The sequence below is a fragment of the Prosthecobacter sp. genome (genome assembly GCF_044222565.1).
Classification (GTDB): domain Bacteria; phylum Verrucomicrobiota; class Verrucomicrobiia; order Verrucomicrobiales; family Verrucomicrobiaceae; genus Prosthecobacter.
This window is the reverse complement of record NZ_JBGANA010000006.1, coordinates 121,783-144,835: the sequence shown is the minus strand read 5'-3', so window position 1 is coordinate 144,835 and position 23,053 is coordinate 121,783. Positions and strand designations below refer to the sequence as shown.

At 60.3% G+C, this 23,053-nt stretch carries 14 protein-coding genes; 7 read left to right on the top strand and 7 right to left on the bottom strand.

Annotated elements, in window-relative coordinates; all coding sequences use genetic code 11:
• Positions 1-32: 32 nt before the first annotated feature.
• Positions 33-6,392, bottom strand: a complete 6,360-nt coding sequence (locus ACILSR_RS10745; RefSeq protein WP_395749765.1) for a tetratricopeptide repeat protein — start codon at positions 6,390-6,392, stop codon at positions 33-35.
• Between the two features lie 81 nt (positions 6,393-6,473).
• Between ACILSR_RS10745 and ACILSR_RS10740 the strand changes: the two genes are divergently transcribed.
• A complete protein-coding gene (locus tag ACILSR_RS10740) occupies positions 6,474-7,010 on the top strand; it encodes a YkgJ family cysteine cluster protein (protein WP_395749764.1) in 537 nt (178 codons plus the stop codon).
• A gap of 50 nt (positions 7,011-7,060) precedes the next feature.
• Positions 7,061-9,295 carry a ribonuclease R gene (rnr, locus tag ACILSR_RS10735; protein WP_395749763.1) on the top strand — a complete coding sequence of 745 codons (2,235 nt, stop codon included), beginning with the start codon at positions 7,061-7,063 and terminating at the stop codon, positions 9,293-9,295.
• Between the two features lie 639 nt (positions 9,296-9,934).
• Here the strand turns inward: rnr and trpS are convergent.
• The 6 genes from trpS to ACILSR_RS10705 all read right to left on the bottom strand — a co-directional run bounded on the left by trpS (position 9,935) and on the right by ACILSR_RS10705 (position 18,484).
• Positions 9,935-10,900, bottom strand: a complete 966-nt coding sequence (gene trpS, locus ACILSR_RS10730; protein WP_395749762.1) for a tryptophan--tRNA ligase — start codon at positions 10,898-10,900, stop codon at positions 9,935-9,937.
• 210 nt (positions 10,901-11,110) lie between these two features.
• A complete protein-coding gene (locus ACILSR_RS10725; RefSeq protein WP_395749761.1) occupies positions 11,111-14,653 on the bottom strand; it encodes a DUF3857 domain-containing protein in 3,543 nt (1,180 codons plus the stop codon).
• On the bottom strand, positions 14,650-15,636 hold the full coding sequence (locus ACILSR_RS10720; protein ID WP_395749760.1) for a hypothetical protein: 987 nt from the start codon (positions 15,634-15,636) through the stop codon (positions 14,650-14,652). The genes ACILSR_RS10725 and ACILSR_RS10720 overlap by 4 nt, the downstream gene beginning before the upstream one ends.
• Positions 15,637-15,860: 224 nt before the next feature.
• On the bottom strand, positions 15,861-16,295 hold the full coding sequence (locus tag ACILSR_RS10715; protein WP_395749759.1) for a universal stress protein: 435 nt from the start codon (positions 16,293-16,295) through the stop codon (positions 15,861-15,863).
• Positions 16,296-16,299: 4 nt separating this feature from the next.
• Positions 16,300-17,655 (bottom strand): Nramp family divalent metal transporter, encoded by a 1,356-nt coding sequence (locus ACILSR_RS10710; RefSeq protein ID WP_395749758.1) that lies wholly within the window; start codon positions 17,653-17,655, stop codon positions 16,300-16,302.
• Between the two features lie 16 nt (positions 17,656-17,671).
• Positions 17,672-18,484, bottom strand: a complete 813-nt coding sequence (locus ACILSR_RS10705; protein WP_395749757.1) for a transporter — start codon at positions 18,482-18,484, stop codon at positions 17,672-17,674.
• A gap of 95 nt (positions 18,485-18,579) precedes the next feature.
• Here ACILSR_RS10705 and mntR point away from each other — a divergent pair, with 95 nt between their 5' ends.
• From mntR to ACILSR_RS10680, 5 genes are all read left to right on the top strand, one after another.
• The gene (gene mntR / locus ACILSR_RS10700; protein ID WP_395749756.1) at positions 18,580-19,029 is read left to right on the top strand and encodes a transcriptional regulator MntR; all 450 of its coding nucleotides are present in this window, start codon (positions 18,580-18,582) and stop codon (positions 19,027-19,029) included.
• A 105-nt stretch (positions 19,030-19,134) separates the two neighbouring features.
• A complete protein-coding gene (locus ACILSR_RS10695) occupies positions 19,135-19,461 on the top strand; it encodes a hypothetical protein (protein ID WP_395749755.1) in 327 nt (108 codons plus the stop codon).
• A 114-nt stretch (positions 19,462-19,575) separates the two neighbouring features.
• Positions 19,576-20,073, top strand: a complete 498-nt coding sequence (locus ACILSR_RS10690; RefSeq protein ID WP_395749754.1) for a hypothetical protein — start codon at positions 19,576-19,578, stop codon at positions 20,071-20,073.
• A 408-nt stretch (positions 20,074-20,481) separates the two neighbouring features.
• Complete coding sequence (locus tag ACILSR_RS10685) at positions 20,482-21,831, top strand: TolC family protein (RefSeq protein WP_395749753.1); 1,350 nt, start codon at positions 20,482-20,484, stop codon at positions 21,829-21,831.
• 25 nt (positions 21,832-21,856) lie between these two features.
• A complete protein-coding gene (locus ACILSR_RS10680) occupies positions 21,857-23,053 on the top strand; it encodes an efflux RND transporter periplasmic adaptor subunit (RefSeq protein ID WP_395749752.1) in 1,197 nt (398 codons plus the stop codon).

Sequence of the window (23,053 nt, the reverse complement as noted above, 5' to 3'; positions counted from 1 at the left end):
GCCGTCCAGGTGCAACGGGGTTCTGCCGCTTTTCAGCAGCAGCGCCTGCAACAAATGAGAGCCCAACGAGGGCTTGCATTTGCGGAGGTATTCGAGAGCGATATTGACTCCCACTTCGTCCGAGCGTTCGCGAAATGTGCGCGCCAAATCTTCGAGCCATGTGGAATGGAAGGTATAATCTGCGATATAAGGACGGAAAGATGGGGCGCGCCGACGAAGCCGACGCACTCGACGATGTGCAGAAAATCGTATGGCGTGCGAATCTCTCTGCGTTGCGAGTGAAAGCTGATGACGGGAGCCAGCCAGTCGGGGGAATCATCCAGTCCATCCTCCACAGCGAGGTCGAACAGGCAGAGCCCGAGGTGGCTTTGAAGGAGGGTCTGCAGCCACAAGGCATAAGACTGGGTGGTGTTTTCTGACGGGGATGGCTGACCTTGGGGCCTGTTGCTCGGCTTGTATTGCAGTGCCACCCACCGGGCCAAGGCCTCGCGGCGCGCAGTGCGATCATGACCGAGCCATTGATCACGCAGCTTTCTGACAAAAAGGCGCATGAGTTCGGGGCTGCGCTCTCCCAGGGCCTGCATGTAGGCGGAAGTGACGAGCGGTATGGTGTAGCCCGAGGAGGCGGAAGTTCCGGGCAGGAAAAGTTCATCGATCGGCAGGCGAATCTCGCGCTTTATCCACAGGCGCAGGACTTCCTGGTGAGCGCCGCCTTCGTTGTTGATGTCGTCGCGGGGATGCAGTCTGAGCCATTCTGCGGCGGTGGCGGGGAATTCATTTTTCGGCACCATGATGAGCATGGCATAGCCCTTCATCAGGGCGGCCTGCTTTGGCCCCAGCGCACGAATGATCAGCGGCATTACTTTCTCATTCAGTGCCTGAGAATCGTGACGAAGAGCCGTGCTCAACACAAGAAATGATGAGGCGTCCGGCATGGGGATGCGGTCGGAATTGTCAAATGCCATGGATGCGACCTTATTCCAAACGCCCCCTTCTCCATCTGAACCCAGTGCCGCAAGCCTGTGTCTGACACCCGGGCTGTCAAGGCGGGTGAGGAGGTCAATGGCCGTGGCCTCGAGGGCTTCCATCTGTTTTTTATCACCGTCTTTCACGATAAGGCCCGCGAGAGGGCCGAAAGCCAGCGCCGCGAGCTCCGGCACCTGGAGCATGGCACGGCAGAGGTCGTCATGCGCCCGGCGTCGTTCGGTGAGCTCTGCAGTGACTTCAGATTCAGTATTTCCGGAGTCCTCTGCCTGGCTTCCGGAACCGGTTCTCCATTGCAGCTGCGCGAGGGTCAAGTGGTTCACATCCCAAGGGTCGTAGAGCGGAGGAAGAGAGCCTTGGCCGGAAGACTGGATTTGATTCAGCGCCCGGCCCATCTGCTGAATGATGCCGACGGAGAGCACCTGGCGAGGTTCAAGGCCCTTCAACCACGCGCACAACAGGCCGGAGAGCATGGTGGAAAATCCTTTTCTGGCGGAGAATTCCTGAATGAAGCCCTGCATCATGAATTCCTGATGAGCGGCGGAAAGGCGGCGCCAGTGCTCCGCGGCCTGCGCATAGTGACCGTCGAAAGCGAGCAGGGCGGCGAGACGAGCATGCGAATAGAACAAATGTGGATTTGCTGCAAGAACCGCGCGGTGCTCCGCCATCGCGGCGGCAGAGTCTTTCGGGTCAGCTTCCAAAACGAAGGCATTTTCGAGATGTGAGCGCCAGCCGCTGTTTGCAGAGCTGCGGACAACCTCCACCATTTTATTCCGAAGGCCCAGTTCTGCGGCCTGGGCGATGATCTGACGGATCTGCTGGTCGTGCGATGTGGTGCTGTGCATCGAAACCGCCTCCCAGATGGCATAGCGGAGCTGTCGTACAAGTTCGTTAATCACGAACGGTCCTTTGCCCTCCTTCACAAGCTGCGCGGAAGTTTTCAGCGCCCGCGGCTGAAGCTGGCGATAGGCGCGACTGACGGAGGTGGAATACGGATTGGTGACCTGAGAGGAGGTTCCGAATGTGACGCTGCGGTGGCGGCGCGCACTGGCCTCGGCCGCCGTCGCCTCTCCTTGCAGGCCGATGACTCTCATGACGTGCACAATCAGGTTCTGCTCGTCCTGGGTTTGAGCAATTTGCAGCCGGGCGTGAAGGAGCGAGGAACATCGGGCGAGCGCAGGGGCCGTTCCCGCCCCGCCGGGTTCCTGCCGGAGAAGGCGCTGAGTGTGGTAGAAAATAGCCGTTTCTATTTGAAGGTGATCCTGCGGGTCGGACGTCAGCTCCAGTGCGCGGGCAAGGCGCTCAATAGCGTCCGCAGATTTACGGGTGCGCTGGGCGAGCCAGGCGGCGGTGAGGAGATCGTCCGCGGTGACATCCTGCCGCTGCAATTTTGCCGCGCTTTCTTTCTCGAGGGCGGCATCTTCGCCGCAAAGGATGCGGAGGATGAACTTCAGCGGATCATTGTCCTCTTTTGCAACGTGGGGGAGCAAGCTGGCGCGCATCTCCAGCATGCGCTGTGCTGCCATCTCAGGCAGGTCCGAGACTCCATGTGCATCTTCGCGGTAGGAAGTGAGGCCGTTGATGAAGGCTGTGAAATCAGGGAACCTGGCGCTTAGCCAGGAAGGTGCGCCGAGAGGCTGCGGCTGGAACGGCACGCCGTGGATCAGAGGAATGCCCCTGGTGCCACGAGAGCCTCTGCCTGCTGGCGCGGTGGGCGCGGTGAACTGGGTGGGAGGAAACTCGGACGGACTGACCGCGACTCGCAGCGCCATCACCACTCCATCCCAGTTTTTAACCGCCACCAGCGCTCCAACCAGAGCTGCGGGATCCAGGCCCTCCGGATGTTTGCTGTACCATTCGAGCAGCCGGCTGGAGATCCGGGCGATTTCATCAGGAGCAAGGGGGGGCTTGGCGGACCCATCCGCCGGAGCGACGTGACTCTGCAGCAGGCCAATGGTGGAGGAGAAAGTCTCCGCGTCCGCCTGCGGCATGGATGAAATGAGGTCGAGGAAGCGGTTCAGCCACAAGGCGGACTTTTCGCCAGCGATGGCCCTGGCGCGCAGGGCCGTGCTGCAGGCGAGATCAGGGAAGGCCTCCCGGAAGAGGTTCCAGGCGTTCTCATACAACGGCAGCATTTCCTCCGGCATGCCCTGCTGCTGCTGCATGAGCCAGACCGAATACAGCCTGGTATTCTGCGGATGCTGCATCAGCGTTTCCGGTGAGGGGAAGAGGCGTGGTGATATTGCCGCCGCCTCCAGCAGCGGAGTGGCGTCCTCGACTCCAGCCTGCGTCAGCTGCTGCGCCAGCCATGCCTGCTCCTGGGCGTTCCATCCAGCGACCATCTGCAGAAGATGAGCCAGGGAAAGCATGGGAGATTCCGAAACCTTGAGAGGCTGTTCGACAAAGCCGGATGGGGCACCACTGCCCACGGACTGACTCGCGGGTGAACGGCGCCCGTTTTTATGGCGGTGTGCGTAGGCATGCTGCCTGATACCAGGAAGCACCAGCCAGTCTTCCGCCCCTGGAGGCAGGCGGCGGGCGGCAGGCTGCTTCGAAAGGCCGGTGCTCTGCACGCCGGGGAGTTCCTCGGCCATGCCGATGATTCTGAGGAAGGCGTCTGCGGCCCTCTTTTCGTACCCGGCCTCCTCCAGAGCCACGGCATTTAAGTAATGGAGGCGGTAATCCTGGGGATGCTTTTCCAGCACGGGTTCCAGAAACGTCATGACGCGATCCCAATCGCCTCTCTCGGCGATGGTGTCGGCCATCTGCTCCAGGGCGCGGGCGTCCGTCTGACTGCCGCCGATGACTTCGTAAAGCATGCGGTAGCCGAGGTCGGCATCGCCGCTTTCGATTTGGAGACGGGCGATGTTTTCGCGGGTCCTGGTAGTTTTGTCGAACTTGGCGGCGCTTTCGAGAGTGCGGAGAGCTTCAGCGGTGAGGCCGATCTCCTCTTCGCTGCGGGCGATGTCGAGGAGCAGGGCGAGATCCTGCGGGCGGAGGCGGGAGGCTTCGTAGAGGCAGCGGCGGCGTTCTTCATCGTTGTTGGTGGCGCGGTGGATCTCTGCCAAAGCCAGCCAAGGCTGGGCGCTGGCGCGGTTTTGCTTCTGGCGCTGCTGGAAGTTTTCGATGAGACGAGGCAGGGTGTGATGCTGCTGGGCAGCCAGTGCGAGGGGACCGATGAGACGCAGGCGTGCGGTGGCATCAGTGGTTTTTTCGTACAGCGAAAGGTAGGTCTGCTCGGCTTCATCAGGCTGGCCGTTTTTCAGGCAGTGGGTGGCGTAGCTGGAGGCGAGTTCGATGTTGTCGGGGAACCTGCGCATGGCGCTTCGCAGGAGGGCGAGGGCGTCCTTGGTGCGCCTGAGTCCCATCAAGAGGCGCGATTCTTCGAGCCATGGCTGCGCGGCGGAGGGGGAGAGCTTCTTCCATTCGGCGATCCATGTGAGGGCCTGCTCGGGCTTTTTGGCGCGGTGATAACAATCCACGATGCGCTGGACGCGGGCGGAGGAACGGGCGCCGGGCAGATCAATGACTTGCTGGAGTGTTTGCGCGGCTTTGTCCCAGTCCTGACGGATTTGGAATATCTGCGCGAGCTGGGAGAGGGCGATGAGCCTTTCCTCTGCGGGTGCGTCGTTAAGGGTCTTTTCGGCGTCGGCTTTTTTGCCGACAGTTTCGAGCAGGGCGGCGAGGAGGCAGCGGTGCTGGATGGTGAGTGCGGAAGAGCTTTGAAGTTCCTGAAACAGGGGAGAGGAGAGCTTGTTTTTTTCATCGCTGCGCAGCACGAGCAGGATGTCTTTGATGGCGGTTTCGATGGTTTCGGCTTCGTGTGCGAGATCCAGGCGGGTGCGTGCCCAGGGAAGAGTGCGGTTGAGTTCTTTGCTGGCGAGGCCGAGCTGAACGAGGAGGGCGAAGAAGCGTGGCTCATTGACGAAGTCTTTTTCGCGCGGCAGCAGGAGATCCAGCGCGGTGCGTGACTCCTGACGTGCCTGCAAGGCCTGGGTGATGCGGAGGAGATCCTCCAATGGGGCGGACTTGGCGAGGCGAGCCCAGATGGCGAGAGCGGCATCGCGCTGGCCGACACGGTGGAAGTAATGGGCCTGGGCCTCCTGGGCACCGATGCTGGCGGGGAATTTTTCAACGACACTGGCGTAGGCTGAAGCAGCGGGACTGCCGGGCTGCACGGGAGGGTCTTCCCAGTTTTCGAGCAAGCGGGCGACGCGGAGGTAGTCGGCTTCTCCGGTACCATTTGCCTGGAGGAAGCGCTGCAGGGTGGACTGCGCGGAGGCATCGTCTTTGGCGCGGTGCTGGAGGCTGGCGAGGCGGACGAGGAGCTCTTTGTCTGAGGCGTTTTGCTGAATGAGTGTTTGAGCTTGCTCGACGGCGTCTTTGATGAGGTCGAGGTATTCGAGAAGATCAAGGAAGCCTTCCTGGAGATCGCGCCGGCCGGGATTGGATTGAAGGAGGGAGCGGGCTTGCGTGAGTGCGGCGTCTTTTTGGCCGGACTCGGCGAAGAGCCTGGTGTGCTGCCAGGCGAGAGTGACGCGTTGTGGGTTTTCCTTCACCAAAGAGGCGAGGAATTTTTCAAAACCTTGCACGTCATCGCGCATGCGGAAGATGCGGCTGATGCGGCCGAGGACGTCGCCTTCGATCCAGGTGCCTGAGCCTGTGGCGGCGAGAGAATCGCGCAGGGTTTTGAGGGCATCATCGCGGCGCTCTGCGAGGAGGAGGATGTCGGTGAGCCGAAGCTGGCGCAAAGTTTTGGAGACGGGATCGCGGGTGCGCTTGATCAGAGTCTGCGCGGCATCGAGTGCGGAGTCGTACTGGCCTTCATCGGTGAGGAGATCGATGACCTCTTCGGCGAGGTCCTCGTCATCTGCATTGGAAGTGATGAGTTCGTGCCAGGTGCGGAGTGCGTCTGCGTGGTGGCCGAGGCGGAGAAGAGCGTGGCCGCGGAGCCTGCCGATTTCGATGGAGCTTGCGGCATCCGGTTTTGCCTTGGCGGCTTCATCGAGAGAGCGAAGGGCGCCGGCAAAATCAAGAGCTCGTGATTCAAGGCGTGAGCGCTCTATCCAAGCGGAGGCATTGGCGGGGTTCAACTCAAGCGCCTTCTCGTAGGAGGAGAGGGCTGCCGGGTCATTGCCAAGATGGGCATGGTAGGTGGCGAGCAGGAGATGATCGGCGGGGGTGGCGTCCGCCTTGTCCGCCCGGGACTGTAGAAACTGCTGCAGCTCGGCGGCGCTGCTCTCCTCCAGCCAGGCGGTGTAGAAGCGCTCAAAGAGTGTACCGGGCTGGGGGCGCTTGCGCACGACATCAAGGTAGCGCTGCACTGCGGGAGGCACTGCCGGTGCAGGCTGCTGCGCCAGGGCAGGGGAGCAGAACAGCAGCAGACAGAACGCGGCACGAAGGAGCATCCGTGGTTTTTAGCGGATCGGGCGTTTGTTTGGCAATAGCGGAGGTTGATTTGATGGGTGAAAAGCATTTACCAGTTAGGGATGATTCCCGAAGGATTTCCTGAAACCGCCGCGCGCCTGTGCGCAGCGTGCGGGATGTGCTGTGACGGGACCATGTTTCAGATCGTGCGCATGCAGCCGGGAGAGGTGCCGGCGGAGCTGGGGAGGCTGGGGCTCAAAATCCGCTGCCGGGAGGGCGAGTACTTCATGGAGCAGCCGTGCAGTGCGCTGGTGGAAAAACGGTGCACGGTTTATGAAAAGCGACCGGTGCGGTGCCGCCTGTTCAACTGCCAGCAGCTGGCACGAGTGGAGCGTGGTGAAATCGCGGAAACCGAGGCGATGACAATGATCGTGGAGACGCGCGCGATGGTTGAGCGGGCGAGAGCATTGATCGAGCAATGCGGACTGCGCGAAGACGGGCAGGACCTGGTGACGCGCTATGAGCGGGTGATGTCCACGCCCGTAAATGAAACGTTGGAGCCAGAGCTGGTGAAGCCGCGTGAGGAGCTGGATGAAACGATGCGAAAACTGAAGCTGAGATTGAACCGCGAGTTCCGGGTGCCGCCGAATTCTCATTGACGGAATGATTCGACGTGCGAGTGTAACTTGATTAGATAGTTAAGAATAAGATGGAAAAGAAACTACTGAGGTTGCTCGGCAGTGAGGATTACATACCCTCCAATGTGCCAGAGCTTCTCTCCCAAATGGGCATGAAGCCCAATCAACAGCAGGTGCTGCAAAGCCTGCTCAAAAGCCTGGAGAAACAGGGTAAAATCGTACGGACGAAAGGCAATCGCTACATTGTGGCGATAGAAGCCGACTTGGTGCCCGGGGTTATTCAGATCACACGTGGGGGCCGGGGTTTTGTACAGCCGGAGGAATCTGGCATTGGCGAAATCAGCATTGCTGAAAGCAATACAAGCACCGCCATGCATGGCGACCGTGTGCTGGTGCGCCTGGATGTGAAGCCGGGCCAGCAGGAAAAAAGCGGCAGTGTGGTGAAGGTGCTGGAGCGCAAGCGAACCCAGTTCGTTGGCACGCTGCAGCGCTCAAAGCAGTTCCTGCACGTGACGCCGGATGATCCGCGTCTGCCCGGAGCGATCTATGTCGGAGAACCACGCGATGTGGGCCGCAAGCCGAACATTGGCGACAAAGTCGTCGTGGAGATCACCCAATGGGAATCGAAGAAGACAGCGCCTGAGGGCGAGATCATCGAAGTGCTCGGTTCGCCGGATGAAGAAGGCGTCGATATGCTCTCGGTGCTGAGGCACTACGATCTTCCGCTGCATTTTCCGAAGAACGTGCTGCATGAGGCGAACACGATCGCGAAGTCGCGTCCGGACAATCAGCCGAGCGCGCAGGAATGTGCGGGGCGTGTGGACTGCCGGCCGCACAATGTCATCACGATCGATCCTGATGACGCGAAGGATTTTGATGATGCCATCTGCCTTCAGAAGCATGGCGACCAGTGGAAGCTGTGGGTGCACATCGCGGATGTGTCCCACTACGTGCTGCCAGGCAGCGCGCTGGATGTGGAGGCGAAGAAGCGCGGCAACTCGACCTACCTGGTGGACCGGGTGATCCCGATGCTGCCTGAGGCGCTGAGCAACGAGCTCTGCTCGCTGAAGCCGAACGTGGACCGTTTGACGAAGTGCGTGGAGTTCGTGCTGACCAAGGACGGGCATGTGGAGAGCTCAAAGTTCTATCCTTCCGTGATCCGCTCGAAGCGCCGCTTTACCTACAAGGAGGCGTTTGCCGTGATCCAGGTGCCGCCGAACAATGAGACCGAGCAGATGCTGCATGATGCGCATGCGATGGCTCAAAAGATCCGCCATCTGCGTTTCAAAAACGGCTCGCTGGACATGGACTTCCCGGAGAACAAGATCCGGCTGGATGAGCACGGCAAGGTGCTGCGCATTGAGCGCATTGAGAACGATGAATCGCATCAACTGATCGAGGAATACATGCTGCTGGCCAACGAGGCCGTGGCAGGACGTCTCATGGGACTGGACCGGCCTTCGGTGTATCGTGTGCATGAGTCGCCGAAGGAGAAGAAGCTCAATGATTATCGCGAGGAAGTGCTGAGCCATCGCGTGCCCTGCGGAAATCTCACGCAACGCGCGGAGGTGCAGAAGCTTCTCAGCCGTCTCAACACACTGCCAATTGGTCCGGCGCTGAAAATCGGCTTTCTGCGCTCGATGATGCGTGCGCGCTATGCCGTGGAACCCCTCGGCCATTACGGCCTCGCCAAGCCCAAGTACACGCACTTCACCTCACCGATCCGCCGCTATGCGGACCTGGTGGTGCACCGCTCCTTGTTCGACAAGGTGGAGCTGAATGCAGGAGTGGCGAAGCAGATCGCGGAGCACATCAGCATCACGGAAAAGAATTCGTCTGATGCCGAGCGGGACAGCAAGGAGGTCAAACTCTATGCCTATCTCAAGGCGCAGATCGCCTCCAAGAAGCCGCAGCCCTATGCGGCGCTGGTCACGGATGTGCGAAATTTTGGCTTCTTTGTGGATGTGCCGGATCTGGGCCTGAGCGGAGGAGTGCCGCTCTCCGCCATCCGCGATGACTTCTATGTCTTCGATCCCGTCGCCCGTCAGATCACGGGTCGCCACACGCGCCGTGTGATCCGCCTCGGCGACAACGTCGTCGTGCAGATCTACAAGGTGGACAGCGTGAAGAAGCAGGTGGATTTCATGCTGGTGGTGCCGAAGGACGAGGGTCCACGCTCGCGCAAACCGGAGCGGCCCGAGCAGCGCCGCGAAAGAGACCGCAGCGAGATCAAGAGCGCGCCTCCGCGCAAGCCTGGACATGGCCACAAGCGTGCTCAGCAGAACAATAAGAAGCGGAGACGGTGAAATGGCGTGGTGGACAGATTGAGGATTGATGAGCAGTCGATTTTTGATTTTCGAAGTCCAGATGGATGACCCACGTATGCGATGATTTTGCAGGCGTGGGTCTTCGAAGGCAGACGATAACTATTCAGGTCCGCGGGAGAGAGTTTTGTAACGCCCCTCACCCGGCCTCTCCCCGAAGTGGCTTCTAACCAAATCACGCCCTCGACGGGGAGAGGAGTAATACCACAGACAGTTGAAAACAGGTCTCGGCCTGTCCAGCAGGCGCTTGCACCAACACAAGACGCCGGGTGATCGCGCAGCGTTGAGGGATCAAGATGATCCCTCTCCTCCAAGGCATTCGCGTTGCGAAGCTCTGGCAGGAGCGGGACCATCCTAGTCCCGCAACGCTTCGCAAAGCCCGCCATTTTCATTCATACCCGCAGCCTTGGCGGCAAGTTGAACGTCCAGACCCATTTTCACCTGTTCGTGGTATAATGCGTAACGACCTCGATCGAGTTTTCAAGCGTTCCAAAGCGAATCTCCTCTCCCCGCCCCGGTTTTTTAGCTGTATGGCTGCTTCGGGGAGAGGTCGGGTGAGGGGCACAGCAAAGCTCACGTGAGCTATTCCCACGGACCTGAATAGTTATGGCATACGAATGGTTAGCCCAAGCCCACCGCATCGCGCACACGGCTCAGCGTTTTCCGCGCGACCGCCCGTGCCTTCTCCGCACCTTCAGCCAGCACCTTGTCCACGTAGCCCTTGTCCGCCACGATTTCATCGCGACGGGCGCGGAAGGGGGCAAAGTAGTCGGTCACGCCTTGCAGCAGACGCTTCTTGAAGTCGCCGTAGCCGACGCCCCCTTTGAGATGATCGGCCACCATGGTGTTATAGTCCGCCTGTGAAGCGACCAGCTTGTACAAAGCCAGGATGCTGCTGCCTTCGATGGATTTGGGGGCTTCGACGGGGGTGGAGTCGGTCTTGATGCCCATGATTTTCTTCTTGAGCGGGCCTGGCTCTTCAAACAGCGGGATGGTGTTGTCGTAGCTCTTGCTCATTTTCTGACCGTCGAGACCGAGGACGACGGCGGTGGATTCTTGAATGCGTGGCTGCGGCAGCTTGAAGAGGCCTTCGCCAAAGGTTTCATTCATCTTGATGGCGATGTCGCGGGTGACTTCGACATGCTGTTTCTGATCTTTGCCCACGGGCACGACATCGCTGTCATAGATGAGGATGTCCGCGGCCATGAGCACGGGGTAGGCGAAGAGGCCATGCGAAGCCTGGATGCCACGGGCCACTTTGTCTTTGTAGCTGGTGCAGCGCTCCAGCAGGCCCATGGGGGTGATGGTGCTGAGGATCCAGGAGAGCTCACAGTGCTCGGGCACATCGCTCTGGCGGAAGAAGACGCATTTGTCCGGATCGAGGCCGCAGGCCAGGAAATCGATGGCGAGCTCGCGGACATAACTGCGCAGCGCCTTGCCGTCGTGCACGGAGGTCAGGGAGTGGTAGTCGGCGATGAAGTAGTAGGCGTCGCCTTCGTGCTGCAGCTTGAGCGCAGGCTCCATCATGCCAAAGAAATTGCCGATGTGGAGTCTGCCGCTGGGTTGAAGGCCGGAAAGGATGCGCATGGTCTTGAAAAGAAAAAGGAGGAGGGGGATTTTGAAGGGCGAATGCGGAATGTCGAATGCCGAATGAGGGGGGGGGAAGGGACGTTCAGTTTGGCCGACGAGGGGCGTAGAGGCAGAGGGGGCGGATTTTTAAACTGCGAACTGCCCTGTATGTGCGTAATGCGAGGGGGATTTCGAACGCGAACGCCACGGCATGGCGGATGGCGTGGCTCAGGGTTTCCAGATCAGGGGATGCTCCCAGGCTTGGTGGGCGGAATTCCATTCGTTGTGCCATTTGGCATACTCGGACGCGGGATGTTCGCCGGGGTGGGAATCGAATTCGAAATGAACGGAGAGGCCGGCTTTTTCCTGCGAGGTGGAGAGCTTCCAATGGGTGAAGGTGCCGGTTCCGGAAGTGTTCATGGACTGCAATGCGGCGGGGGCTGCGTCGTGAATTTTTTCAACGAGCATCTGGGAGCGAAGGCCCAGAGGATACTGCACGACGAAGGGATTCTGGCGGTTCTTCACGAAGGTGGTGACGAGATACTCCGTCTCCCACAGGGCGGGCAGAGTGGCGCGCTGCTGGCCTCCCTCGCTGCGAAGACGACCCGGGACGTCGTAGCTGAGGGTGATCGCGGCAGGCTGTGAAATGTCCTCAAGATTGGCGAAGGAGCAGGCATGCACCCGGGCATGGGTGCCGAGCATGGACTGGGCTTTGCGCAGCTGTTCGGGGACGTCCAGACCGGCGAAGGAATCGCGCATCCAGGAGCCATAATAACCGTGGATGGTGAGCGTCTCTTCCACGTGCCAGCCGTCGTCCTCGGGGTGGACGACTCGCCGGCTTTCGACGAGGGCGCTGCCGGCGGCAGGTCCGGCCTGAGGAGCCTGAAGATTGACGTGACCGGGGTGCAAAATGAGGGCGTGCGAGTGCCAGAGATTGTCGGCACGCCAGAGAACGGGAGGCAGAGATTTGTTCGTGGTATCGATGAGCCAGCCGGCACCGAGGGAGGGAACGTGCACGACCATGTGATTGAACTGATCCATGGTGGGAAGGGAGGGCTGGATGCGCCAGGTGGAGTTCACCAGAGCGAGGTGGCTTTCGATGCCCGCGGCCTGGAGCAGCTGATGCATGAGGAGGGCCTGGTCTTTGCAGTCCCCATACTGCTGCTGAAGAGTCTGCGAGGCGGGATTGGGCCGGCGCGCACGGGTGCCAAACTCGATGGCGGTGTAGCTGATTTGCTTCTGCACGTGAGAGGCGAGGGCGGCGATTTTCTCCGGGCCGGTTTTTAAACCTGCGGTGAGAGTGGCGGCGAGCTCCACGGCTTTGGGATCCGGCTTGAGTCGGTCCGCGATGTCTTTGAGGAAGTCCGCGCCGATTTTTTCCCAGCTGCCTTCAGCGTCGGCGATGAAGACGCAGGGGACGCGGTCTTCGTAATAACCGCTCATGGGTTCGTTCCGGTCGTAGGGCTGGTTGAAGCCCATCCACGCGAGAATGTTCTTCTGTTTAAGCTCCACGAGCGGGCCGGTGTGGGCGGTGGAGGTTCTGATCTTGGAGAGGTCTCCAGTGACGAAGACGATTTCAGCGGCTGTGTCGCCAAAGAGGTGGCGCTCAAACGAGAAGCTGGAGGTGGCGCTGAGGTCCTGCATGGAGACTTCGTACTCGACGGTGCAGCCGGGGCGGAGGCCGGGGATCTGGAAGTGAATTTTTTTGCGGTGGGTGGCGCTGGAGCCGCTGTTGTCCATCACATAGGCGTCTCCGGGCTTGGAGGCGATGACCTTGCCGGTTTCATCCCGGACTTCGAGGCGGTTGATATAGATCCGCTCGCCCAGGGGATCGAAACCATACTCGATGCTGCTGAGGCTGCTGGCACCTTCCGCAGTCTGAATTCGAAAGCGGCGGAGCCAGGTGCGTCGCATGGGTTTGCCGGCCTCGATGGAGTAGCCTTTGGCCGCGAGCAAAACCACGTAGGGCTGGCCGGCTCCGTAGTCTTTTTCAATGGGGTGTGCTTCAAGGGCCTTGCTCAGCACCTCAGGGAGTGCGACGGCTTCGATGGGAGTCTTGATGTCAGAGTTGTTCCCCTGGCCGAGCATGGCGGAGGCGCGGCGCAGGGCGTCCTGCACCGCATCGGTGTCGGGCTGCTTTTTGTCCGCTCGTTCAAAGGTTTCCTTGGCATCGCGGTACCATTTCCGTCCCATCTGGCTCCAGCCGAGAATCATGAGGGCTCGGGGTGATTCCTTCCCATCGGCAAGAAGCTTCTCGGCGATGTCCGCGGCGCGGGCGCATTCATCCATTTCATTGAGAGCTTCGCCGAGATCGTAAAGAACACGCCGGTCTTCGGGATACTCGGTGAGGAGATCTTCCAGAAGCTGCAGGCCGCGTTTGGCATCGCCACCCAGGCTGACGGTCTCGGCGTGCCAGCGGCGGGAATTGACGCCGGGGAACTTCTTCATCCACTTTTCAGCGGACTGAGTGGAGAGACCATACGCCTCCTTTCCATTCAGGTGCTTAAGCCATTCGAGGGCCTGGTTTTCATCCTTGAGGCCGGTGTCCACGGCAAGGCAGAAGGCTTTGACGGCGGCGTCGTCATCGCCGGTTTCGGAGAGGAGCCAGGCGTGGTCGAGGTGGAGAGAGGCGTTTTTTGGAAAATTGCCAAGACGTGGGGCGAGGTACTCCAGAGCGGCCTTGGAGTCTCCGGCCTGGCGCAGCGCATCGGCGACGTTGGAGAGGATGGCGGTATCCTGCTTTGTCTGCTCGAATGCCACCTTGAACCAGGTGGCCGCCTGTTTGTACTCGTTGCGGGCATAGAGGGCGAGACCGAGGTCATTGCAGACGAGGCCGAAGTCGAGCCGATGATCCTGCGGGAGCGTGGGAGGCGGCTGCTGCGGCGAAAACATGCTGATGGCATCCAGCGCGGTGCGCACCAGGGCGAGATCACCGTCCTTTGTCTCCGCCCAGCCCGCGCGCAACTGGGCATAACGCCCTTTGATGGCGACGCGAAGAATGTAGGTGTACTCCGTGCCATCGACCGTCTGGCTGCCGGTGATTTCAAGTCCCTCACCCCAAGGGCAGCGCCAGGGCTTGGAGGTCCAGCCCTCGTCGGCCGAGTAGGTGATGCCGATGCGTTTTAACAGAGCGAAGGCGGCGACCTCGGCATCAGGGACGGTCTGCACGCAATCGACGGGGATGACCAGGATGGCTTCTTTGTCGCGCACGGCGGCGAAGTCTGAGAGCGCGTTTCGGGAGCCCTGCCACGCACGCCAGGTGGAGGTGGAAAGGGCGGTTTTGTAACCCCAGAAAGAGCGGTCCACATTGACGAGCTGGTTTACCTGGGAGACCTGGTGCTCGACCAAATTCATCAGCACACTGACGGCGCTGATGGACAAGAACAGCAGGGAGAGGACGAGGCTCCATACAGCCTGGGCAAAGCCCTGCCGATGAATCTTGCGGTCATTCGTGGCGAGCGCGACTACGGCGAGAACGAGCGAAGTGAGGGTGATGAAAAGCGTGGCAACAGGAGACCAGAGAGCGACTGCCTCCTTGATGGGGGGCTGGAGCATCGCCACTGCAGCCAGCAGCATGACAAGGAAAAGGCCCAGCAGCAAAAAGGACAGGGATGCGATGCCGACCCGGTTTACAGCCGGGCGCCGCAGGAGGGTGAGGCATTTGATGAGTCCGAGAAGGAAAACGAAGGCGGGCAGGAAAGTGCCGACGACGTATGCTTGCGTTTCGGTGACTCGTTCTACTGCGGCAATGACAAGCGACAGGAGCTTCATGGTTGAGCGGTTGGGAAAGCGTGGGCGGCAGGCGGAATGACGACAGGATCCGTGGCTGGAGGCGAAGCAGTCCAGGCTCGGCAGAGGCGGACCTGATGAATGAGATTGCGGAGAATGAAGCAGCCTAGGAGGCTGGCCACGATGAAGCCGAAGAGATTGCTGGCGAGATTGATGGATCTGGCGAGCGGAGAGGTTTCCGAGAACTCGGCTGCGCCGCTGGTTGAGGCGAGCACAGCGACCAGCCTGTCACCCATGTTGAGAAGGACGTTCGTGATGGTGCCGGCCAGGATCAGCCAGGCGAGAATGCCGGCAGAGATTTTGCGGTCCGTCTTGGCGCGCTGCTGGCGGGAAGCCCAGTGGAGTTCGCGCAGACAATGGAACGGCATGAAGAGATTGGCCACCGGCGTGATCCACCAGAAGCCGGAGCCTCGTCCGTGCTGAAGCCTGCCTGCGCCGTAGAGCCTGATCAGTGAGCCGAAGGCGCAGCCCTGCCAAAGGATGAGAAAGAAAAACATGCCAAAGCGTGGCCAGACCAGGATAGCGTCGAGCGCACTGATGCACTTTTCATACCAGTCCGGCAGGCCGCTGACGCCCGCTAGTGCGAAGACGGCGTAGATCGTAAACATGAAATTCATGAAGCCGAGAACCGCCAGATTCAGAAGAATGAGGATGGCGGAAATCCAAAGCCAGCCCGTCGGGCCGGAGAAAGATATGACCTCAGGCGCGCTAGGTGTTGGCGCAGCCAGTGCAGCACGCGCGGCGGGTGGAGAGACCCGGATGGAGGGCGGCAGCGGCGGAGGAAGTGAGGGCGGTCCTGGATTGGCGGGTGGCTCGGGCGCTGCAGAATGCACCTGCTCTGCGGCGGGCGGACTCAGACTGGCGACTTGCGCTGCAGGAAGCTCCTGCGGTAGAACGAGCTGGGGCGTTGCGTCCGTGGTGGTGCCGAACTCCAAATCCTCCCGCTGGTGATGCCGTTCTTCCATTTGGCCCCGGTTTAGCCGAAGTTTCGAAATCAGGGAAGGGTTTTTTCCCGGGGTGAAGTTTTTATCGTCACGAAATGCTGGTCCTCGCGCGGCGGGTGCGCCGTGCACGAATGCCTTTCGCGCTCAACGGGGTGAGCGTGCCGGTGAAAAACGCTGGCTGCGCTTCCCTCTTCGGTAAAGCGGCGGAGGACAATCTGCGCCCCGCTGCACGACCGCACTCCCAATCAGCCCGGGCGCTTTGGCGGCACCACAAACAGCGGCACGGTGGCCTTATGCCTCACTGCGTCGATGGTGCTGCCGTGGATGATGTCGCCGATCAAACGATGTCCATGGGAGGCGAGGGCGATGAGATCGATGCGCTCTTCGGCGGCGACTTTGAGAATCTGGTCGGGCGGCTCGCCGAGCACGAGGCGGATGTTCACGGTGAGGCTGGAGTCCGCGCGCAGTCTGGCGGCGGTGGCTTCGAGGTAGCTGAGGTCCTGCTTCATCTCTTCGGATTCGGCGAGCTTGAGCTGGTCGAAATTGCGTGCGGCCCAGCCGTCGGCCACATGGACGAGCAGAAGCTCGCTGTGCATGAGGGTGGCGAGGGCGGTGACGGCGGGCAGGAGTTCCTGATCGGAAGCACCGGTGTCGAGAGCGACGAGGATTTTGCGGTACATGGCGTTAAATTCCGAGCGCGTTGACCCACGATTCGGGAGCGAAGAAATCGAAGAGCAGTTTGAAGTTGAGAACGATGATCACCACGGCGCTGGCCCAGGCGAGGACCTTGATCCACGCAGGATTGGCAAAGCGGCCCATCTTCGCTTTTTCGTCGGTAAAGCGGAGCAGCGGCACCACGGCAAAGCTGAGCTGCATGGAGAGGATGACTTGGCTCCAGATGAGGAGATTGGTGGTTTCACCTTCACCAAAGTAACCGATGACGCAGACGGCGGGCACCACGGCGATGAGACGCGTGATCAGCCGGCGCAGCCAGGGCTTGAGGCGGATGTTGAGAAACCCCTCCATCACAATCTGCCCCGCAAGGGTTCCGGTGAGGGTGGAGTTCTGCCCGCTTGCGAGGAGTGCCACGGCAAACAGCGTGCTGGCCACGCCGACTCCGAGCACGGGGCTGAGGAGCTTGTAGGCCTCCTGGATCTCCGCCACATCGCTGTGGCCGGTCGTGTGGAAGGCGGCTGCGGCGACGATGAGAATGCCGCCATTGATGAAGAGCGCGAACATGAGCGCGAAGGTGGAGTCGAAGGTGGCAAACTTGATCGCCTCGGCCTTGCCTTCTTCATTCCGTTCGAAGTTGCGCGTCTGCACGATGGAGCTGTGCAGGTACAAATTGTGCGGCATGACCGTGGCGCCGAGAATGCCGATGGCGACGAAGAGCATCTCGCGGTTTTTCAAGACCGCTGTTGAAGGCACAAAGCCGGCGGCGATGCCTGCGAGGTCCGGTTTGGCAAAAAACATCTCAGCAGCGAAGCAGCCGCCGATCGTGAGGATGAGCGTGATCACCAGCGCCTCCACGTAGCGGAAGCCGCGGTTTTGCAGCAGCAGCACGATCATCACATCCAGCGTCGTGATGACGCATCCCCACACCAGCGGAATGCCAAACAACAGCTGCAATCCGATGGCTGAGCCCACGACTTCCGCGAGATCGCACGCGGCGATGGCGGCCTCGCACAGAAACCACAGGAACCAGACGACGGGCCGGGGGTAGTGATCGCGGCAGGCCTGGGCGAGATCGCGGCCGGTGACCACGCCGAGCTTCACGCAAAGGTGCTGCAGCAGGATGGCGATGAGGTTTGAAATCAGAATGACCGAGAGCAGCGTGTAGCCGTAACGCGCGCCGCCCGCGAGGTCAGTGGCCCAGTTGCCTGGGTCCATGTAGCCGACGGAGACGAGGAAGCCGGGGCCGGCGTAGGCCAGCATTTTGCGCCAGAACGAGCCGTCCTTCGGCACCGCGATTGAGCGGAAGACTTCAGGCAAAGAGTCACCTCCGCGGGAGCGCCAGCCAGTGTCAGGAGTGTTTTCCATGGGGATGGGTGCCTAATTAGAAGCGAAACGAGACGCCGACAAAGGGATTAATGGCCTCCTGCGCGTTGTAGTACCAGTTGATTCCGGCATCGAACTTCAGGTTCGGAGTCACAAGGTAGGTGATGCCGCCATCGAGGGAGGACTGCCAGTAGCGCCGTTCGTCATTGAGGTACCCTTGGTAGGTTTCCACATAAAAGCCGATTTTTTCTGTCAGGTCCCGCCCGATCGCGATGGTGAAGGCGGGCTCGAAATAGCGTGTCTGATGGTCGGTAACCGCCGCCGCGAGGAAGATGCTGGAGCCGAGCTCCCAGCCGCCGCCGATGTCGAGCTCCTGATTGATGGTGAGTCCGTATTCCCAGCATTGATTGCCGAGTCCCTCCTTCGCGGTGGGCGCTTTGAACCAGGGAAGCAGGGCGAGAGCATAAGGGCCTTCGTCGTTGCCTATGAGATTGGTTTTCGTGCGGAAGTACAAATCACCACTGCCGGAGGTTTTGCCGATGAGCACGCTGCCCGCATCCTGACTGCGGTGAAGGATGCGCGGCGCCCAGCCAACCTGCAGGTCGGTGTTATGAGTGATGCCGTACTTAAAAATGAAATCGCAGAAGGAGGTGTCGTCAGATCTCTCGCCCGCCTGACGGGACCGCGTGAAGGAGACCAGATTGCTTTCGACCTGGAACCAGCCTTTGGGGACGGTCTGCGCGGATTCGGTCTGGTCGGGACGGTCGGTGCTCAGGGGGCGGACGTTTTTCCGCTCCACTTCCAGCCAGTCGTCGGCAGCCCCCAGGGGGCTGATGGCAGCGGCAATGAATGAAAGGATTTGTTTTGTCATTGCTACAAGTGTTAGTCATGGCTAACATTGTTTGCAAGGACGAATATGCTTTCGTCGTTGATCACAGGACAGGGCGCTCCATTTTCGCGGGGTACATGTCCGCCAAACGCAAGGAACACACCAGCCATCTCGGTTCTCCCGCCATTGAGGATTACCTGGAGCAGATCCATAATCTCATCGCCACCAAGGGCTACGCCCGGGTGGTGGACATCGCCAAAAATCTGGACATCTCCCAGGCAAGCGTGACGAACATGATCCAGAAGCTGGATGCGGAGGGCTTCGTGGTCTACGAGCGCTACCGCGGGGTGGTTTTGACGGAGGAAGGCAGCAAGGTGGGAGCGGCGATCGCGCGTCGGCATGAGGTGCTGACGCGCCTCCTGGCCGGCTTTGGCCTGGACCCAAAAACGGTGCACGAAGACGTGGAGGGGATGGAGCACCACATCAGCCGGCAGACGCTCGATGTGCTCACGCTGCTGATGGAGGAGCTGGAGGGCAATGCGGTGCTGATGCGGAAGCTCAAACGCAAGCTGGCCGCCCTCGCTTGAGATTTAGATGGGTTAAAGGTTTGGCGAAGAATGATTGAAGAACTTGAAAAGGCCGTGATAGTCCCAATGACCACCCTTCGTTAAGACACACGGCCGATACTGACCATGCGCTGGTGCCTGTCCATCATCCCCTGCCTCCTCATCCTGCTCGTGCTGGGGGCGGAGTGGTGCACAGCTCCCGGGGCTGTCATAGTGAAGGATCCGTCGCATCTGGCCTGCCTGCTGGATGACGACAGTTCTGAAGACACAGAGGTGAAGGATGGCTTCTCACGCGAAGATCTGGGGTTCGACCTGGACATCGATTTTACAGGACTGTTTGTGATGATCCAGTGTGCCAAAACCGAACTGGTTTTGTCACTGGAGGGAACTGAAGTGCCGAAACTCCTCACGGGAGTCCGGCGGCACAGGTGGTTGTGCAGGGAGAGTTGCTGAAGAGCGGAACGAATTCTGCTCAGTGCTTTTAAACGGCTCAGTCTGCTGAGGCCTCGCCCAGACCGTGCCGTACATCTCTTCCCACGCGAGGCCGATCGTACCCACTCAGTTCTCATGAACATTCGTCTCACCCTTCTTTGCAGTCTCCTTCTTACCAGCGCGGCATCCGCCGGCTCTGTCATGCTCACGGTCAAAGCTGACAGTGAAAACAAAACCGCGGACAAGAAAAAAGCGGAGGTCACCCGTGCCACCTGGCTCAACGTTCGCCTGACCAACACCACCAACACCAAACTGGAGGGCGTCACTTTGAAATGGACCCTCTATGCCGCAAACCTGCGCCGCGGGTCGGATGACATCGTCGTGGAGAAATCCGGCGAGATGAAGGTGTCCGTTGACGCGAACGGCCGGTATGCGGACGTGGCCACGCCGAAGGTGGCGTTTGTGTACACTCCCATGCATACGGAAAGCTCGGGAAGCGGCCGCAGAATGCGCTCCAAGACCGTTGAAGAATCCGGGCACCGCTATCATGGTTTTCATGTCCAGGTGATCAATGGCGACACGGTTCTCGGGGAAGTCTTCAGCAACGAGTCATTGAAGAAACAGCTGAAATAACCCTGCATTCTCCTGTGCTGCAGACTGAAAATCGTTGGCTCGAGGAGGCTGGCGCAAGCCGGTCATCCTCGGCTGCCTCACTGCCGTGGCCTCCTGCCATGCGCAGCAGGCATGGCACGGCCGCCTTCGTATGAGCACGCACTGCGGGGTGGGAGCAGGGAGAGTAGAGCTTCCATCTCATGCCCCAGTCTGCCCGGAGACAAGCCATTCCTAACTCAGCTCACACCTCACATTCCGTTCCGTCATTCACCCCAGCTTCCCTGCTCTGAAGTGATCGGACGACGCGCTCACGCATAGTCTTCCGGACCACAAACAGATTCCTTCCCACGCCCCTCCACAAAGTTTTGCGCGCTTGCAGATTCATCCGTATTACATTTAGCTAGTCGTCGTGGTTTCCGCTACAAGTTCATGAAAACATTCTCTTATTTTTTGCTGTTCGCGCTTTGTCTGAAACTCCAGTCGCACGCGGAGACAGCACCCGCTGCACCTGCGCCTACGCAAGGACCGTCTCCCGAACGTCTGGCCGAGCTGACGAAACGGGTCACTCAGAAAAAGACGATCAAGCTGGAGGACTACCTCGCCAAGGTGGCGGCCTCAAACCTGGGCTATGCCTCGCAGAAGTACAATGTGTCTGTGGCTGATGCCGCGATCATGGCGGCCAGGGTTTTTAAGAACCCTGAGCTGCAAATCGGCACCATGAAAGATGTGACCAATTACGGGTCGAGCCAGCAGCTTCCCGGCTTTTACAGCGCGTACATCAATCAGACCTTTGAGCTGGGTGGCAAACGCCGCGAGCGCCAGCTGGTGGCGCGGAAAAATCATGCGGCCGTGTCCACCTCGCTGCAGGGCTTTCTGCAGAACCTTCGTCTGGATGCTGCGGAAGCCTACGCGGATGCCATTGCTGCGGGGCGGGTGGCCGCGCAGTATCAGCGTACCGCCGGTCTGCTGAAGGACCTGCTGAAGGCTCAGGAGGAGCGCCAGAAAGCCGGGGACATCAGCGATGTGGACTTGCTTCAGACCCGGGTGGAAGTACGCCAGTATGAGGCCGAACTGCTCAATGCAGAGGGGCTGGCCACCACTGCAGAGCTGGCTCTCAACGGCTTTCTGGGGCCGCAGTTTTCCTCCACCCACTGGGTGCCGGTGGGTGCTCTGGATGTCACACCGCAAAGTACCGACCTGCTGAACCTGCTTTCCAGCGCCATCCGGAACCGTCCAGACCTCATCGCCATGCGCTACCGCCGCGATGCAGCCGCGGAAAACATCAATCTGGAAAAGGCCAACCGGGTGCCTGACCTGACGGTAGGCGTTGGTTGGAGCAACAGCACTTACTCGGGCAATGTCACTTCTCCGCAGCCGAACTACAACATGGCTGGGATTCAGCTCAGCCTGCCGCTTCCTATCTGGAACCGGAACAAGGCCGGGATAGCCTCCGCAAAGGCGCAGGCAGAGCAGGCGCAGCTGGACCTCGACGCCGCAGAGGTGAAGGCCGGCGTGGACGTGCGCCAGGCGCTGTCCCTTTATGGCGTTGCCCGCGAGCGCGTGGAGCTTTATCAGGCCGGCGTGCTCAAGGATGTGGATTCCGCTCTGGAAAAACGCGTGGTGAGCTACAAGCGTGGCGGCTCCTCGTTGCTGGAGCTGCTGGATGCCCAGCGCAAGGCCAATGAAGTCTGGCAGAGTTTCTACAGCGCGCAGAGCGACTACGCGCGGGCGGTCATCGAACTGCACCGTGCCGCAGGCATCTGGATCGTCCGCTTCTGATCCTCCCTCCCCCTTTTTCATCATCATGCATATCTTTAAATTCTCGTGGCCCCTGCCCCTGCTTCTTCTGCTCGCGGCCTGCAAGCCCGCCGCCGTCGTCGAGCCGGACCCTTACCCTATGAAGGTTGAAAAGAATCATCTCATCTTCACCGCGGGAGATCCCCAGATCAAAGCGGTCGGGGTGCAGAAAACCAAGGAAAGAGATGAGGTGGTGCTGCACCTCACGGGAAAACTGGTCTGGAACGAGGACGTCACCACCAACATCTTCTCGCCGCTCGCCGGCCGGGTGGCGAGCATCAAAGGCGCGCGTGGCCAGAAGGTGAAAGTCGGAGATGAGCTGGCGCGCATCACCTCGCCGGATTTCGGCCAGGCGCAGGCAGACGCGGTGAAGGCGGAGGCGGATCTGGCGCTCGCAAAGCAGGTGCTGGATCGTACCAAGGAGCTGCTCAAGCAAGGCGTGTTGCCGCAGAAGGAACTCGACACCGCGGACAACGCCTTTCGGGACGCCCAGTCAGAGCGCGACCGCGCCGTGGAGCGTCTGGCCGTCTGGGGCGGGCGCGGCAGTGATGTAAACGGCTCCTTTGCCCTGAAGGCGCCGATGGCCGGAGTGATCGTGGACCGCAATGTGCAGCCCGGTCAGGAAGTGAGATCGGACGCCATGCTGGCGGGCATGGCCGTCGTGGCGGCGCCGATGTTTGTGATCTCGGATCCGGAGTCCCTCTGGGTGCATCTGGACGTGAGCGAGCAGGACCTCTCAAACCTGCAGGTGGGTCAGAAGCTGGAAATCCGCTCACGTGCCTATGGTGGCAAAGTTTTCCCTGGCGAGCTGACCGTGATCGGCCAGTCGCTGAATCCCGATACAAGGACGGTGGTGGCCAAGGGCACCGTGTCCAATCCGGAAAGGCTGCTCAAGGCGCAGATGTATGTGGACGTGAACGTCATCACCCATGTGCCGAAGATGCCGCAGGTGCCGGTGAAGGCGGTGTTTCTGCGCGAGGGCAAGGCCTGCGTGTTTGTCCGGCTTTCGGAGACCACCTTTGAAATGCGGCAGGTCGTGACGGCGGCGGAGGACGCTGGGAATGTGTTTGTCAGCCAGGGGCTCAAGGCCGACGAAGAAGTGGTCAATGAAGGCGCCCTCGTGCTCGAGAGCCTGCTGGATGCCAACACCAGCACCGCAAACGCCGGCGCTGAGAAGAGCACGGAGAAGAAGGCCGAACACTAA